The organism is Balneolaceae bacterium, from assembly GCA_034521495.1.
Taxonomy (GTDB): Bacteria; Bacteroidota; Rhodothermia; order Balneolales; family Balneolaceae; genus Rhodohalobacter.
Genome location: JAXHMK010000010.1, coordinates 483,516 through 500,480 on the forward strand (window position 1 = coordinate 483,516; position 16,965 = coordinate 500,480).

The 16,965-nt window shown below is 38.8% G+C and carries 12 protein-coding genes; 4 read left to right on the top strand and 8 right to left on the bottom strand.

The window, feature by feature from the left end; all coding sequences use genetic code 11:
- Positions 1–289: 289 nt before the first annotated feature.
- The 4 genes from U5K72_10980 to U5K72_10995 are packed head-to-tail and all read left to right on the top strand — an operon-like array spanning position 290 to position 9,109.
- The gene (locus U5K72_10980; GenBank protein ID MDZ7719327.1) at positions 290–1,480 is read left to right on the top strand and encodes a HupE/UreJ family protein; all 1,191 of its coding nucleotides are present in this window, start codon (positions 290–292) and stop codon (positions 1,478–1,480) included.
- A gap of 15 nt (positions 1,481–1,495) precedes the next feature.
- The gene (locus tag U5K72_10985; GenBank protein ID MDZ7719328.1) at positions 1,496–6,013 is read left to right on the top strand and encodes an amino acid adenylation domain-containing protein; all 4,518 of its coding nucleotides are present in this window, start codon (positions 1,496–1,498) and stop codon (positions 6,011–6,013) included.
- Positions 6,014–6,021: 8 nt separating this feature from the next.
- Positions 6,022–8,430: a condensation domain-containing protein gene (locus U5K72_10990; GenBank protein MDZ7719329.1), complete on the top strand. Its 2,409-nt coding sequence runs from the start codon at positions 6,022–6,024 to the stop codon at positions 8,428–8,430.
- Positions 8,417–9,109 carry a 4'-phosphopantetheinyl transferase superfamily protein gene (locus U5K72_10995; GenBank protein MDZ7719330.1) on the top strand — a complete coding sequence of 231 codons (693 nt, stop codon included), beginning with the start codon at positions 8,417–8,419 and terminating at the stop codon, positions 9,107–9,109. The genes U5K72_10990 and U5K72_10995 overlap by 14 nt, the downstream gene beginning before the upstream one ends.
- A 310-nt stretch (positions 9,110–9,419) precedes the next feature.
- Here U5K72_10995 and U5K72_11000 read toward each other — a convergent pair whose 3' ends face one another.
- The 8 genes from U5K72_11000 to U5K72_11035 form a co-directional block, all read right to left on the bottom strand.
- Entirely contained in the window at positions 9,420–10,547 is a 1,128-nt protein-coding gene (locus U5K72_11000) for an ABC transporter permease (GenBank protein ID MDZ7719331.1), read from the bottom strand.
- Positions 10,544–11,653: an ABC transporter permease gene (locus U5K72_11005; GenBank protein ID MDZ7719332.1), complete on the bottom strand. Its 1,110-nt coding sequence runs from the start codon at positions 11,651–11,653 to the stop codon at positions 10,544–10,546. The genes U5K72_11000 and U5K72_11005 overlap by 4 nt, the downstream gene beginning before the upstream one ends.
- A gap of 12 nt (positions 11,654–11,665) precedes the next feature.
- Positions 11,666–12,088: an endonuclease domain-containing protein gene (locus U5K72_11010; protein ID MDZ7719333.1), complete on the bottom strand. Its 423-nt coding sequence runs from the start codon at positions 12,086–12,088 to the stop codon at positions 11,666–11,668.
- 89 nt (positions 12,089–12,177) lie between these two features.
- Positions 12,178–12,921, bottom strand: coding sequence for an ABC transporter ATP-binding protein (locus U5K72_11015; protein MDZ7719334.1), 744 nt, complete (start codon positions 12,919–12,921; stop codon positions 12,178–12,180).
- Positions 12,914–13,840 (bottom strand): ABC transporter ATP-binding protein, encoded by a 927-nt coding sequence (locus U5K72_11020; protein ID MDZ7719335.1) that lies wholly within the window; start codon positions 13,838–13,840, stop codon positions 12,914–12,916. The genes U5K72_11015 and U5K72_11020 overlap by 8 nt, the downstream gene beginning before the upstream one ends.
- A 237-nt stretch (positions 13,841–14,077) precedes the next feature.
- Positions 14,078–14,986 carry an HlyD family efflux transporter periplasmic adaptor subunit gene (locus tag U5K72_11025; protein MDZ7719336.1) on the bottom strand — a complete coding sequence of 303 codons (909 nt, stop codon included), beginning with the start codon at positions 14,984–14,986 and terminating at the stop codon, positions 14,078–14,080.
- On the bottom strand, positions 14,977–16,260 hold the full coding sequence (locus tag U5K72_11030) for a TolC family protein (GenBank protein MDZ7719337.1): 1,284 nt from the start codon (positions 16,258–16,260) through the stop codon (positions 14,977–14,979). Before U5K72_11030 ends, U5K72_11025 begins: the two co-directional genes overlap by 10 nt.
- Positions 16,257–16,862: a TetR/AcrR family transcriptional regulator gene (locus tag U5K72_11035; GenBank protein MDZ7719338.1), complete on the bottom strand. Its 606-nt coding sequence runs from the start codon at positions 16,860–16,862 to the stop codon at positions 16,257–16,259. The genes U5K72_11030 and U5K72_11035 overlap by 4 nt, the downstream gene beginning before the upstream one ends.
- Positions 16,863–16,965 lie beyond the last annotated feature (103 nt).

Below are 16,965 nucleotides of genomic sequence, written 5' to 3' on the forward strand. Positions count from 1 at the left end.
ATGGAAATAACAATTCATATTCGCATGAGCCCTTTTTCTATAGGATATGCTGTTTGCATGGTATCGTCGATGACTTGATGCACGATGATGAGAATAAGAAAAAAATAAGCTGTGACGACTTTATTAAATCAATTGAAAGTATTGATGATATCACATACTATGAAGGCTGCAAAAATATTCACAGATCATTGTATACCTGAAGGGTATTGCAATGTCAATTGAATGGATGATTGTTTAACATCATCATTAAAATAATTAATCGGTACACAAACGATCACAACATCGAAATATGAAAAAGATATTACTCACCCTAAGTCTGTTTTTAATAGTTAATCTGGCAGAGGCGCATAACCCGGATCAAAGTTATCTGTACCTTTCAACATACCAGGACGGTATTGAAGGTGATGTGCAAGCCAAAGCCCAGGAGTGGAATGCAGCATTGGGGACAAACCTTCCTAAAAACTTTACAAAAGAGGACCTCGCAGCTATACTTCCTCAAATCCATGAGTATATCCTTGAAAATATTTCTATCCGTTCTGAACTGGGTGATCACTCCATCACGTTCGTGGATTATGATGTATTGAACGAAGGCGGATCACTGGGAACTTTTTCCCGAATCCTCTTCAGATTAAATAATGTGACAACAACTCCAGAAAATTTAGAGATCACTTACGATCTCTTTTTCGAGATCGACGATGAACATCGCGCACTCCTTTTACAAGCGTACAACTGGAAAGCAGGGATTATAGACAATGAGAGTATTCATTCAGCGATCTTTACTCCCCAAAATACAACTGTAAATTTAGATGTATCTGAAGGGAATACCTGGAACGGCTTTATAGCCATGATTCAGTTAGGCATTTGGCACATCTGGATCGGTATCGATCATATCTTTTTCATAATGGCCCTGGCATTGCCGGCTGTGGTTTATCGATTGCCAAATCGTACCTCGATCACAGAATTATTCTCTCAGTGGGAAGGTGTGGATAAATTTAAACCTGCTTTTTGGTACATCGTAAAGGTGATCACATTTTTTACGATTGCGCATTCTATTACACTGAGCCTCGCAGCACTTGGGGTTTTTGACCTGAATGCACGAATTGTAGAGTCCATTATTGCACTCTCCATTGCCTTGGCAGCACTTCATAATATCCTACCGGTCTTTAATCATAAAGAGTGGTTAATTGCACTTGGATTTGGGCTTTTTCATGGTTTTGGTTTTGCCGGAGTTTTAGCTGAAAAAGGGTTAAGTGGTGAGTATATGGCTCTGTCTCTATTTGGCTTTAATTTGGGTGTCGAAATTGGCCAATTACTGATCATACTCGTTATATTTCCAGTATTATTCTTTATGAGAAAAACAAACTTCTACTCCTATTTTGTGATTCTATCATCATCAGCGTTGATCATATTGTCACTGATTTGGACTTATGAAAGATTTTTTGATGTGAATATTCCCGTACGGGCGATTGTCGGTTTATAATAAGACCTTGATTTTATGGATAAGTCGAAACTCTTAGCAGAATGGCTGGAACAAAAAGCGTCCGACTCTGATGAGCTGCAAAAAAAACCGGCTAGTCGTCCTAACCGATTATCAAATGGACAAAAGAGGTTATTTTTTTTACAACAATTAAATCCATCAAGTCCATTTTACAATTATTCAGAATTGTACACACTTCGTGGGAATTGGGATATTGAAAAATTTAAAAATTGTATTTATGAGGTCTGTCAAAACCATGAAATTTTTTCTTTTAACTTTAAACTGAACAGTGAACATGAACCTGAAGTAGTCATTAATAAGGATGGAGATCAGGTTCAAATCGAGCATGTTGATCTATCAGAAATATCAAATCAAAAGAGCTTAAATGAGTATTTCCTCGCAAAAGGGAGATACTCTTTCGATCTTGCCCAGGATAGTTTATTTCGAGTAACCATTGTTTCAATATCTGAAACTGAACATAAGATATTGCTGACCTTACATCACATCATCACTGATGAGTGGTCAATGAGAATTTTTAGAAAGCAATTGTTAGAGAAATATAAAAACCAGAATGGTTCAGAAGGTGGGAAAGATACTTTGGGAGATGAGTATAATTATTTAGACTATAGTTATCACCAGAGTAAGATAGACATTCCTGAACAGGAAATTAATTATTGGAAAGAAAAGCTTTCTAATGCATCTGATGAAACGGTACTGCCTGTGGATAAAAAACCTGCAGAGATTACTCATAATGGGCAGATAAACACTATTGTTCTTCCTCTTGAACTCACAAAAAAAATTAAAGAATCATCGAGAGAGCAAGAAACTACGTTATTCACCTTTTTCTTAGCAGTCTATAATATTCTATTACATCGATATAGTGGAGCAGATACAATAAATATTGGCACACCTATCAGCAATCGCAACCGAAAAGAATGGGAATCGCTGTTTGGTTTTTTTATTGAGACTGTACTATTGCAGACTCATATTCAATCAGATGCAACCTTTAAAGAATATCTACAAGAAGTTAAACGTGATGTTTTAGAGGCTTTTGATTACAAGAAGGTCCCTTACGAAACGATCGTCAGTCAGTTATCCACACAGAGGAAGGTGCACAAAAATCCTCTGTTTCGCACCATGTTTCTCTTCCATCACAAAGAAGAAGAAAAGCAACCTTTGCCTGGTTTACAATTTGATTATGAGACATTTGATATTGGTGTGGCAAAGTTTGATTTGACAATGTTTGTAGAAGATGACAATAAGAATTTGAGTATAACTTTTGAATATGCAACCGATTATTTTGAAGAGGAGACGATTGAACGAATGCAAGGTCATTTTCAAACATTATTGGAAGATGTTGTCAAAGATTTAGATCAAGAGATCGATGAGCTGGATATACTGACGGAGGAGGAACAATCTCAATTTGAAAACTGGAATGAAACTGACGTTGAGATCGATCCCATTCCTATCGATCGTGCGTTCGAAAATATTGCAATTGAACATTCAAACGCAGTGGCAGTGACCGACTCGAACGGCAAAATGAGTTATCAAGAGCTGAATGATCGATCTACTGCACTAGCCAATAAAATAAACGAGTATTCGCAAAACGGAGGAAGGGTAGGGCTTTTCCTTGGCAGAAATGCTGATATGATAATCGCCATGCTGGGTTCACTGAAAAGCGGCTGCAGCTATGTACCGCTCGATCCATCTTATCCCGGAGATCGTATTCAATACATTATAAAGGATGCAAATATTGAACTCGTCATCACATCATCTGATTTGATTGAAGATCTAGATTCAGATATAGACATTAAAAAAATTGAGATTGACATAATAGAGAGGGTGTACACTTCTGAATCCGGTTTTATTAAATCCCATACCATAGACGATGAAGCTTACGTAATTTATACTTCCGGAAGCACAGGGAAGCCAAAAGGAGTGAGCATCTCGCACAAAAATTTATTCTATTCCACATTTTCACGCCCCATTTTTTATGAGAATGTAAATCCATCCTGTTTTCTGCTGTTCTCTTCCTTCTCCTTTGACAGTTCCGTTGCAGGAATCTACTGGACACTGTTAACAGGAGGTAATTTACTGATTTCCCGGGAAAGAGCAGAGCAGGATATCAAGCAGGTTGCCAAAGTGATTCACAATGAAAAAGTAAGTCACACGTTGCTTTTGCCAAGCTTGTATGAAGTGCTGCTTCTCGAAACGGAAGTAAATCTTTTGAAGAGCCTGGAGGTTGTAATGGTTGCCGGGGAGGCATGTTCAACCCGTACGGTTGAACAGCATTTTAGCAGCCTGCCAACGACGAATCTCTATAATGAATATGGCCCTACCGAAGCAACGGTTTGGTGCATTGCCCATAAATTATCCTTGGATGACTCGGTCACTCGAGTACCCATTGGTCATCCCATCCCCGGATCTACGGCGTATATTTTAGACAAAAACAACCGCCGGCTACCCGTTGGGGTGACCGGAAATCTGTACATTGGCGGAGAAGGAGTGTCTAGTGGATACATTGGGAATGCAGCTGAAGATAATGATCAGTGGGTCAATAACCCGTTTGGGAATGGAAAACTCTATAAAACCGGTGATCAGGCTTCCTTCAGAAAAGATGGAAATATTGACTTTTGGGGGAGAGCCGACAACCAGGTTAAAATCAGGGGGCACCGGGTAGAGTTAAAAGAGATAGAAGAGGCCCTATCCTCAATCGATGAGATCACGAGGGCAATTGTAATTTTTGACGATAGCCGACAAAAATTAGTCGCATTTGTCACGCAACATCAAACACCCGGCATTTCAGAAAAAGAGTTACAACAAAGGCTGAAACAGTTACTGCCGGTTTACATGATTCCTTCTGCCATACGGTTGATTGAAGAATTTCCCCGACTGCCCAATGGAAAAATTGATCAGAAGAAACTGATGGAAACAGCTTCTCAAACAGATCGGGAGGAAGATAAATTGCAAAACGAAGAACTATCGACGATAGAAAAGGACCTGATCGAGATTTGGGAAGAGGTATTAGGCCAATCAAATATAGGAGTAAACGACAATTACTTTGCCCTGGGCGGAGATTCAATTAGCAGCATTCGAGTCGTTTCAAAGGCAAAGGCAAAAGGGATCAACCTTTCTCCAACTCAAATTTTTGAGACTCAAACTATAAAAGAGATCTCTACTTATTTAAAGAATAAAAGGAATACGAAAGACCTTCCAGAAGCTACATCAACTTCATCAAAAAGTCCGATTCAGCATTGGTTTTTTGATTTTATGACGACTCATCCCAATCATTGGCATCAAATTTTAGAGTTTGAAACAAATATAAACAAAACAGAAGATGAGTGGAAGCAACTGTTTCATTCAATAATGCAGCGACATCAGGCTTTACGATCCTATTTCAATGATGATGAACAAATATTTACTGAAAAGAGATCTGTGAATAGTTCCCATCAATTTTTACACTTTTTTCAACAGGGGGACAAACATGAACTCACCCAAAACTTGATCCGGCAAACAGATATAACAGCAGATAATCTTTTTCAAGTGCTTGTACTATCTGGAAAGCAGACTACTACTGTTCGCTTGATTGCCCATCACCTTATAATGGATCTTTTTTCTTTCAATCAAATATTACAAGAAATCAGTGCGGAACTTTCTAATAAAGCGGTTCTGCAACCAACGTATCAGTATAGCCAGTTCGCCAACTATCTTGAACAATTGAATGAAGATGGATTTTTTGATGATGAATTGTCTTTTTGGGAAGATCAATATTGTCAACTGGAATTTTGGGAATCATTTTATGAATCGGATATCAGAGAGCATAAATTAGAACAAGAAACCATTGAGCTAACCGAAGAGAATACCAAAGAATTAATCCGGTTTAGTCAAGATTCATCTTATAAAATGGAAGAGATTGTTTTGGCTTCTCTTTTATTGGCAATAAATAAAAAATTAGAGATCTCAGAGATCATGATGGGTTTGGAACACAACGGTCGGGAACTGCCCAATCAAATATCATTATCAGATTCTGTGGGTTGGTTCACCTCTTCCTATCCCAGAAAGTTCACAATTCAAAAAGGAGATAAGAATGCCTCTCAATTGATCGAAACTCTAAGAGAAACACCAAACTTTGGAATTGGGTTTGGTGTACTGAAGTACCTGAAACAAGTGGAAAGCCTGAAAATGTTCAGTCAATTTCCGATTAGTTACAATTACATTGGCAAATTAGTAACGCAAAATTTTAACCACATCGATTCCTACCGATACATTGCTGAAGAAGCGAGAAATGTAAAGTGCAAAGTGTTTAGTCCGTTTGATTTTTCAGCAGGTATCGCAGAAGGTCAATTACAGATTAAGTTTCTGCACCCTCAAGAACTCTATTCTTCAAAAAATGCAAAAGATCTATTGAATGATGTAAAACAACAACTGTTTGCTGTTACAGAGCAATTAAAAGAGCGCAATAACGTGTCTAATGACAATGTTGATGATTTAAGTGATACCGACCTCAACGAATTATCAAAACTGTTTGATTTGTAATTCACATTATGACTAAAGCCAAAGTACAGAACGTATTTCCATTAACTTACAATCAAAAAATTCTACTTTTTCATCACTTATCAGCGACTGATGACAGTGGAATTATTCAAGTAAGATGTACAATTGAAGGAAAGATCAACCAATCGGTATTTGGAAAGGCTTGGGATGCAGTCGTCAAACAACATGATGTATTGCGCACCTCCATTCAATGGAGAAACCTAAGCAAGGAGTTACAGGTTGTACAACAAGATGCAAACCTGGAAGTTAATTGGATAGAATTAGAGGGCGATCATCATCCAGATGAATCCGCAAAGAATTATAGGTTAAACGATTTAAGAAAACCATTACCTCTCCATGAAGCCCCAGTCTCGCAAGTTACTGTTCTGAAGCAGAATGACCATCATTATCAGCTCTTGTGGACTTGTCACCACATTTTATTAGATGGCTGGTCAAGCAGACTGATCTTAGAAGATGTTTTTCGATACTATGATCAATTGATGGACGGGGACGAACTGGACTTTGCTCCATCGAATCCCACAATAATAGATTATTATAAAGCAGTTGAGAAAAATTCAAAGCATAATGAAGCCAAACAGTTTTGGAAAGATCTGATTGATGGTCAACTATTTCCAAACAGGATTTCTAGTTTTAACATAGATCATCCATCAGAACAGAATTTTAAATCTCATGAGGTGTTTATACCTGGCAATGAACTTCAGGACATTGCAAGAAAAAACCACTTAACGCTCACTTCACTTTTGCAAACCGCTTGGTTGCTCACTCTTCTATGGTTTCATCAGAAAAACCGGGTTGCCACTGGCACTGTGGTTTCAGGCAGAGCATATGATTTTCCGGGCATCGAAAATATCGCTGGGCTATTGTCTAATGTATTGCCCGTTATACATCATTTTCAACCGGATCAAAGCTTTGTAGAAGCAGCAAAGCAGGTTCAAAAACATCATGCAAAGGCAAGAAATTTTGAGAGCACCAATATTGACCAAATCAAAGAGTGGTATAACTGGGAGGGCAATCCAAATCTTTTTGATACACTCTTAGTTGTTGAAAATTTTGTTCAGGATGATATTGAAAGTCAGCATTTAGATGTTAAGAATTATGAAAGTGGTTTAACGACAACCTATCCAATTACAATTGCAGTAGTTCCGGGAGAAACGATCAAACTGTATTGCGTTTGGAATGAAAATAAAGTAGATGGTGATTTAGCCAAACAGTTGCTCTTCACCTTTCATAAACTTTTAAGAGATAATAATGAACAAAGTATCGATCAAATATCGACTACATTAGGTAAACCGCCAACTGTAAATATTAAAGAGGATACTCAGCAAGAAACAACCCGTAATTTTGAAAGCGCAACGACAACTACTGAACTAGAACTTACGAAAATATGGGAAAGAGTATTGGGCATCCATCCAATTGGAATAAAGGACAATTTTTTTGCACTCGGGGGTAATTCAATACAAGCTTTACAATTATTTCGTGAAATTGAACAAAATATTCATAAAACGTTATTGCCGTCTGTTCTCATTAATCATCCAACGATTCATCAATTAAGTAAATTAGTGAGTGATGATGCAGAAGAGGAGTTTAGCAGTATCGTTCCTTTAAAAGTAAGTGGTGAAAAACCTCCTTTATTCTGTATTCATGCAGGGGGAGCACATGTTTTTTTGTATAAAAAATTAGCGGAATCATTTGGTAAAGATTATCCAGTTTACGGTATTCAGCCCAAAGGACTTGATGGTGGTGAAATGCACCAAAGCATAGAAGAAATGGCACACGACTATTTTAAAGAAATACTGAACATTACCAAGAAACAAAAATTTTATGTACTAGGATATTGCTTTAGTAATGTTGTTTGTCTAGAAATTGCAAGAATAGCGAAAGAACAAAACTTAGATGTTGAAATAGTCATCGTTGACTCAGCTGCTTTGCCTTGGTTTCAAAGGCAAAAGCTTATTAACGAAAATAAAAGAGATCTAATATTAAGATTTGGGAAAAAAATATTAAAGAACGATTGGCAAGCAATTACAAAAACTTTTCAAAGAAATTTAGAGCGAATAAGTGTAAAATTTGGTGGCAGCACAAACAACCATTCAGAGGAAGTCATTATGGAATCTGAAAGTGACACAGAAAATCACTTAGAAAGAATTAGTTTGAATCTGGGCAGAATCAAGTATAAATACCATTGGAATCCTCTTCAAACAAATATTCATTTGATTCGTTCAAGTGAATTTACAAATCGTCAAGATAAAAATTATCATATTGATGTTTGGGAAACTTTAAGTAAACATGAATTAAAAACCTATCAAGTTAGTAGTGACCACAAAAACATTTTTGAGGGTAATTCTGTTACAGAAATGGCTCAAATCATCGAAAAAATTATTGGTGATGAAATTAAATAGAAACACTGTTCATATTTGGGTAGTGGAAACAAACTACAATTCATTACCGAATTTTCTTTCTGCTGCAGAGAGAAAGAGATGGAATGGTTTCTACTTTTCACAAGACAAGCAAACATTTTACCAGTCGCATAATGCTTTAAGACTCATTTTATCCCGCTACCTTTCTGAAAAACCAAGTGAGATAGAGTATGAATTAACTTCATTTGGCAAACCCTTTTTAAAAAACAAGAAGTTACAATTTAATCTAAGTCATACGAATACAATGGCTGTTATTGCTGTAACTGAAGACTCGGAAATTGGTGTAGATATTGAAAACTTAAATCGAAAAGTGGAGTATGATGATCTAGCAAAACGATTTTTTTGTGAGACAGAATATCAGAAATTAGTACAAGTCTACCCTGAAAAAAAAAGAAATGTCTTCTTCAATTGCTGGACACGCAAAGAAGCGTTTATCAAAGCCGTTGGCGAAGGTTTGAGTTATCCACTGAACGATTTTGAAGTGACCTTACTATCCAATGAGCCTGTTCAAATTAATCATATTCAACAAAATTTTGAAACTCCAAAACAATGGACACTTGATAGTAAAAACTTAGATGAATACACCATTGCAACTGCTGTAAAACGTGAAAATTCTAATTTTGAATCTCGAGAGTTCAACCAGCTAATTCAATCATTATGAATTGGTTTAACATAAAAAAAATGAGCAACATGTGGATAATTCGGTTATTTCGGTAAAACCAGCTTTTTAATTGTTGGTGTTCAAAAAGCTTGTACAACAGCACTATTCGCTATGCTGAAAGACTTGAATATGTTCTTCCAGCATTTCGAAAAGAACTGCATTTTTTTGATTGATGATGAAGAATAGGCAGATTTACATGATCTTCCCGGTTTTTTACAGTTTCATGAAATGAATAAGCAGTATAACTCGTGCCAAAATGTCGTTCTGAAATTAAGCTCACCGAAGTTTTTTTAAAGATCAAATTGAGAAATCAACCAGCCGTCTTCTTATACCGGTTAATCGCCACTCCATAAAACAGTACGCCCATTCCAATCAGCAGGAACACCATATGCTGGATCTCCTGCCAGCCGGATCCCTTCAGCAGAACCATTCTCATCATTTTTATAAACCAGGCTACGGGATTTGCAAGCGTTAAGTTCTGTGCCCATATTGGCATACTTTCAATTGGAGTGAAGAGTCCGCCCATCAGGATGAACACAACCATGATGAACCAGGCAATGAACATTGCTTGTTGTTGAGTGCTCGTTACAGTTGAGATGAATAGCCCAAGTGCCTGTATAACAATCAGATAAATACCTGATACAATCAGAATAAGAACCAGGCTTCCAAGAAATGGAATCTGGAAACCATATCTTGCAAGGGCAAGGCCAATGATTAAATCAAACATTCCGATAATCCAGAATGGTATAATTTTGCCGGTTATAAAGTGACTTTTCTTAATGGGTGTAACATTCAGCTGCTCAATAGTTCCGATCTCCTTCTCACGGACAATGTTCATTCCCGATAAAAACAGGCCAATCATTGATACCAACACAACCAAAATTCCAGGTACCATGAAGGTGATGTAATCAAGATCGGGATTATACCAGTTGATTGGAATCAGTCCGATCTGCATGGGTTGAGGCCCCGTTCGTGATGAAATGAGTTGCACCTCCCGGGCATGATTTTGGTTAAAGTCACGAATTATAGACGACCCGTACGACTGTATCATGCCGGCTTTCGATCCATCTACCGCATCAATTAGCATTTGAATAGACACAGACTCTCCCTGCAGGTATTTTCGGCTGAAATCTTCCGGAATAGTCAAGATCATATTGACGTTTCCGGCTTTCAGTTTTTCTAAAGCTGCATCAGTATTAAAACTTTTGTTTTCCAGACTGAAATATCCTGTTGCCTGGAATTGGGAACTTAGTTCGCGTGAGAGAGATGATTGGTCAAAATCCACAAGAGCAAAAGTGGCTTCCTTCAGTTCGTATGTAGCTGCAAATGATAGAATTAAAAGCTGAACAATTGGCATAACAAACAGAATAGGAAGCATCGCCTTGTTACGGAAAATCTGAAGAAACTCCTTCTGAAGTATAAATTGAATAGTTTTCATTGCAGTCTCACGTTAAATCGCTTCATGCTGAGTCCCATAAACAACAGAGTAATGGCCATCAATATCACTGTTTGGAACCAAAGGATTGAGATGCCCCCTCCTTTCAGCATGATGCTTCTGACGATAATTAAAAACCATTTTGCTGGAATAATGTGACTAATCAATTGCAGCGGATAGGGCATACTTGAGATCGGGAAAATGAATCCTGACAGAAGAACCGTTGGCAGCAGCAGGCCAGCCAGGGAAACCATCATTGCCGTTTGTTGATTATTGGCAACGGCGGAGATAAAAACACCCAGCGAAAGTGCTGTAAGAATAAAGAGCAGAGATTCCGCAAAAAACAGGATATATGATCCCTCAAACGGGACACCGAATACAAAGATCGCAAGCAAAAGGATTGTAATTACGTTGACAAGTGATAAAACCAGGTATGGCAATACTTTACCGATGATGATATGATGAGTTTTTAACGGCGATACCAGCAGAATCTCCATATTTCCCATCTCTTTTTCTCTGGTGATAGAGATGGACGTCATAAGAGCAGAAATAAGCATGAGAATCACCGCAATTAAACCCGGTACAAAAAGATTTACACTTTTCAGTTCGGGGTTGTACATCATTCTGATTTCAGGGGTAAGCCCGGCTTGTTTTATTGACCTGTCACGATTCAGTTCGCTGTTAAAATCCTGAACAATTCTCGATGTATATGCCTGCAAAAGTCCCGCAAGGTTTGGGTCGGTGGCATCTGTGATCATCTGAATTTGTGCATTCAATGTTCGTACTATTTTCTGCTCAAAATCCTTCTCAAGAATAAGTACGGCTTTTACATTTCCCTCCTGGAAGAGCGGTTCAACTTCACTGTAGGTTTGTAAATAGTTTGTAATCTCGAAAGATGGATTCGATTCAATTTTTTGGATCAACTCTCTCGTCATAGTGTCTTTCGACAGATCCAGAACAGCAACTTTTGCACTTTGAATCTCATTGCGAATCGCATAGCCAAAAAGGATCATCATGATCACAGGCATCCCAAAAAGTACCAATATCGTACGCTTATCGCGATAGATCTGCTTGAATTCTTTGGTAACAAATCCTTTAAATGCTTCCATTGTTTACTTGATTTAATTTCTTTGATTGGGAAAATCCCCCTTTGAAGGGGGCGCAGGGGGATGGCTCTCTATCCACTGTTCAATCACTCTGCTCACATTCTTCAAGTCTTTAAAAACTTCTTCATCTAAAAATCTTAATATGGTAAATCCATAATCTTCCAATTCTTTTTGCCTTGACTTATCCTTATACCATTGATTCTCAGACTCATGGCTCTCCCCATCTACTTCTATAATTAGCTTCAACTCTTTGCACATAAAATCTGCAATATAATTCAATACAGGCCTTTGTCTTAAGAATTGATAGCCCTTCATTTTCTTAGCACGCAATAGCTTTGTCCAAAGTCGTATTTCAGCTGGTGTAGAATTCTTTCTAAGCTTTCGAGCAATTTCTTTTAGCTCTTTATTGTATCCCAAATGTTTGAATTTTTTAGTCATAAATTCTTTGGTTGCTTTCGGCCATCCCCCTGAATCAACTTTGTTGATTCTCTCCCCCTTCAAAGGGGGAATTCATTGTTGCCATCATTTTATTTATCACTATTTTCGGCACCTCTTGCCAGTTCAATAAAAACCTCCTCTATAGAATCAGCAGAAAATGATCTCTTCAACTCAGCGGGAGAATCCAGCGCTTCTATATTTCCATCTACCATGATCGATACACGATCACAATATTCAGCTTCATCCATGTAGTGAGTTGTTATAAATACGGTTACACCCTCCCCGGAGGCTTTATAGATCATCTCCCAAAATTGTCGGCGGGTGATGGGATCGACTCCACTTGTCGGTTCATCCAGGAACACAATTTCCGGTTCATGCAATAGCGCAATCGAAAACGCCAGTTTCTGTTTCCAGCCCAATGGAAGTGAACCAACCCGGCTATTCATGGATCCCTCAAGACCCACTTTTTCCAGGATTTCGACATACTTATCGCGAAGTGTTTCGCGATTTAAACCATAGACTCCGCCGTAAAACCGGATATTCTCTTTTACAGTCAAATCGTCGTACAGGGAAAAACGCTGACTCATATACCCGATCTTTTTTTTAATCGCTTCGGATTCAGTATAAATATCTAACCCGGCAACATCTCCTTCTCCGGATGTGGGAGAAAGTATCCCTGTCAGCATTTTAATGGCTGTGGTTTTTCCAGCTCCGTTAGCTCCCAGAAAACCAAATATCTCCCCTTGTTTTACCTCAAATGAAACCTGATTAACCGCTGTAAAATCACCAAATTTTTTGGTCAGATTTCGGGTTTGAATGGCAGCTTCATACATGGCTCTGCTCCTTTTCCATCAATTCCATGAATGTATCTTCAATGTCTGATTCTATTTTCCGAATCTCTGCATCTTCAATACCACGGCTATTCAGGTGGTTCAAAATTTCGCTTGTATCTGGATCTTCTCGTTGATCAGAATAATGAACAGAATCACCGAACGGATGAACTGATTTTACAAACTCGTAATCGCGTAGTGCCTGGATCAATCGGAACCTCTGTTTTGATTTGATGCCATAAAGATCTGACGAAAATGATTTTGCTACATCACCTGGTGTGTTAATTTTCAAAATCTTTCCATTTTGAATAAGGGCTACCCGGTCGCACTGATCAGCTTCATCCATATAGGGAGTAGACGCCATAATGGTAATACCCTGCTGTTTTAGGAGGTGAAGCATCTCCCAAAACTCTTTTCGTGAGACCGCATCAACACCGGTTGTAGGTTCATCCAGAATCAGCAGTTCCGGTTTGTGTATAAGTGCACAACTCAATGCCAGTTTCTGTTTCATTCCACCGGAAAGTGCACCGGCCAATCGGTTTTTAAAGGGCTGCAGTTGTTTGTAGATCGGTTTGACAAGATCGTAATTTTGTTCAAGTGTAGTTCCAAATACTGATGCAAAAAATCGAATGTTCTCTTCAACGCTTAAATCCTGGTAGAGTGAGAACTTCCCGGGCATATAACCAAGAATCGGCCTGATTTTCCTGTAATCATCAACTACATTCATTCCCAGTACATGAGCTTCTCCGGCGTCCGGCACAAGTAAAGTAGTAAGAATTCGGAAGAGAGATGTTTTTCCGGCTCCATCCGGTCCTATCAAACCAAACAATTCTCCCCTTTCTACCTCAAAAGAGATCTCCCGCAGGGCTTGAACATCCTCATAAGATTTACAGATATTTGATATTTCTACTGCGTTCTTCATGAATCTCTAATTTGAAGCCATGTAGTGTCAGTATTTTGTTTTTGGCCCTGCAATCACGTTTTGAGGAGTTCCCCCTTCGAAGGGGGGAAGCCTTGTTTCAACTTTTCACTCACTTTGGTAAGTCTTTTCCAGTTCATCAACTGTTTTACTGACAAATTCTTCAATTGCCTGATCGACTTCTTGAATGATCCTTTTGAAAGTATTCCAATTCATTATTGTCTCCTAAGTGTTTAATTTCTATTCATTTTCAATTTTATCTGATGCAAATCTGACCTCACCGGGCATGCCTATCTTCAATTTTCCGTCCGGATTATCCACCCGGACTTTTACGGCATACACCTGTGTAACTCTCTCCTCTTTGGTCTGAATCATTCGGGGAGTAAATTCTGCTTCAGATGCAATCCAGCTTACACGTCCCTCTCTTCGTTGATTCTCTGTTACATTCTTATCAAACAACACTTCTGCTCTCTCCCCAAGTTGAATCTGCGGCAGCTGTGCCCCAGAGATGTATACACGCAGAATCATCTCATCCAGGTTGGCAATTCTGTACAAAGGTTTACCTTGCCCAATCAATTCATGCTCCTCTGCAAACTTGTTCAACACCGTTCCGTTCACTGGGTTTGTTATCATAGCCCGATTGATCTGATCGTCGATCTGTGCAATCTTCTTTTCAATCCGGTTGACCTCCGCCGCGACTGAACTCTTCTCCACATCAATGGATTCAATCTGTTTTTGGAGGGTATTCACTTTACCTTCGGCCGAATCGATCTGTTGTTGAGTTGCCGCATTCTCTTTTTGGAGAGATCGAAAGCGGTTCAGCTCTTTCTGAGCCGTTTGAAGCTGGGTTTGCAGCACTGCTTTTTGTGCGTCCAGTTTGTTCAGATTCGTTTGTATTGAGAAGATGGAAGCTAACAGTTCTTCTTTCTGCAGATGAAGCTGAGTCGTATCAATACGTCCAACTTGTGCTCCTTCTTCTAATCGCTGGCCTTCTTCAATATCGAAATTAAGCAGACGTCCGTTTACCTCTGCCGAGATGATGACATCATCTGCTTCAAACTGTCCAAATGCATCTGAGCCGTTCTCTTCCGAACAGGAAATTAAAACCATCAAACCTAAAAGTGTGAGTGACCATTTTTTCAGTTCCATCTCCATCCCTGTTCTGTTTCGTAATTAATAATTGCTTGTATTTTCTGAATTTTTCGCAGCTCAAGCTGCAACTGAGCCCGGATATATTCATTCAATTCCGTGATATATTCTGTAACGGTTGCGCTCCCCTCTTCAACCAGGTATTTCTTCTCTTCAGCTACCTGATTTCGCAGTTCCACGATCTCTTTATCCCTTTCAATCTGCTCCTCAAATCCATTAATATCCTGCTTAAGACGGCTTAGTGCAGTATTCTGTTGTCGTTTAAAGAGCGTTCGATCCTCTTCAAGATTCTTTCTTTGGAGTTGAAGCAGATCCGTTTTTACAGAGGCATTTTGAGCCGTTTTCAAACTCCATCGGGCCTGTACTCCTACAATCCAGTTGAATTGAAGATTATCCTCAAACAGGTTGAATCCCGGACGCCCATAAAATGGCCGGGCAAACAGTGACACTTGTGGGAGTTTACTTGCATTCGTGAGTTGCTCCTGAGTCTCAAACAGATCTTTTCTGGCATCAAGAATTTCCAGTTCCGGACGTGTTGATATTAAATCCTGCTCCCGCCAATTTTTCTTTTCAGGCAAAATCAATGTGGGAATAAGTGGTGTTTCACCTCCTAAAATTTCATTGAGTGCTTCATATCCCGCGACTATGTCGCGCCCAATTTTTGTGAGTTGTTGTTCTCTATTTAGAATCTCGGCCCTGAGCGTAGCTTCATTTCCCGGAAGCAGTACACCATTTTCAACTTGGCTTTGAACTATTTCAAGCTGTTCTTTCATATCTGAAACAGCTAATCCTACAATTTCCCTCTGCTTTTCGAGAATTAAGATTCCAAAATAGATCTGATCTACTTGTTCCTTTAGTCTCAACAAGTCCGACTCAAGCGAGGCTTCTGTAATTTCCCCGTTATCATCCTCAAGCTGTTTGGAAGCCCGGGTTCGCCCACCATCAAAAATGGGTTGGGTTATATTCAGTGAAATGTTGTAATGATCTTTACTGAAAGTGGGTATATCAAAACCGGGAGACTCAAATGGAAATTCTACGACCTCTGATTGATAGCTTGCACTGGCGTTTAGTTCTACATCCGGATACCAGCCAGTTTTTGCAATTTGTTTATTCAGATCTGCAATCTGTCGGCTCGTCCTTATTTTATTCACTACAGGATTCTCCCTGTATAAGATTTTGTAGCAATCCTCCAGGGTCAGTGTATCACGTGGTGATTGGGCATTCAAGTGTGAGCCGAACAACAGCGGCAGGATTAAAATTAATGACCATTTCATGGCTGCACCCCGCTAAATATAATTTTTGGAACAAGTTCCTTTCTCTCCTCCAGAAAGTTATCAAATTCATCATCATCAAGCGAGAAGAGAGTTTGTACCATCGTGCGGGCGATGACCGGCATCAAACAGAGTGATACAATATTGATCAAAAAATGGATCGGCTTCATGGGCAACACTCTTCCCTTCTCAATCTCTTGATTTAACTGTTCAGCAAACTGATGTGGTATTTCAATGTCCAGCGAAGAGATAAACTCTTTAAAACGTTTTGGATGCTGATTCATCTCGTGAATAACAAATGACGGCAAGTAGGGATTTTTTCTGAAGGTGTTGTAATAGAACTCTACCACTCTTTTCACTTTAACGTCCAATTCATCATCCGAAGAAAGGATGGCAATGAGTTGAGGAAAGATCTTCTTTACGCTTGACCGGAATACCTCTAAAAACAACTTCTCTTTACTTCGATAATAGTAATGAAGCATCGACTTGTTAATCTCCGCTTCATCGGCAATCTCCTGCATCCGGGCTCCAGCAAATCCTTTCTGCTGGAAGACTCTTTGCGCAGCTAAAAAGATCTGTTCCTCTGTCTGTTTTTCTATTGGCATAACACTTTTTTGTGATTACTACAGAAGTAATGTAGAACGTCTATCTATATATTTCAACCATTTGGTTTAACTTTATAGTTATAACATATTTTATATATCTTAT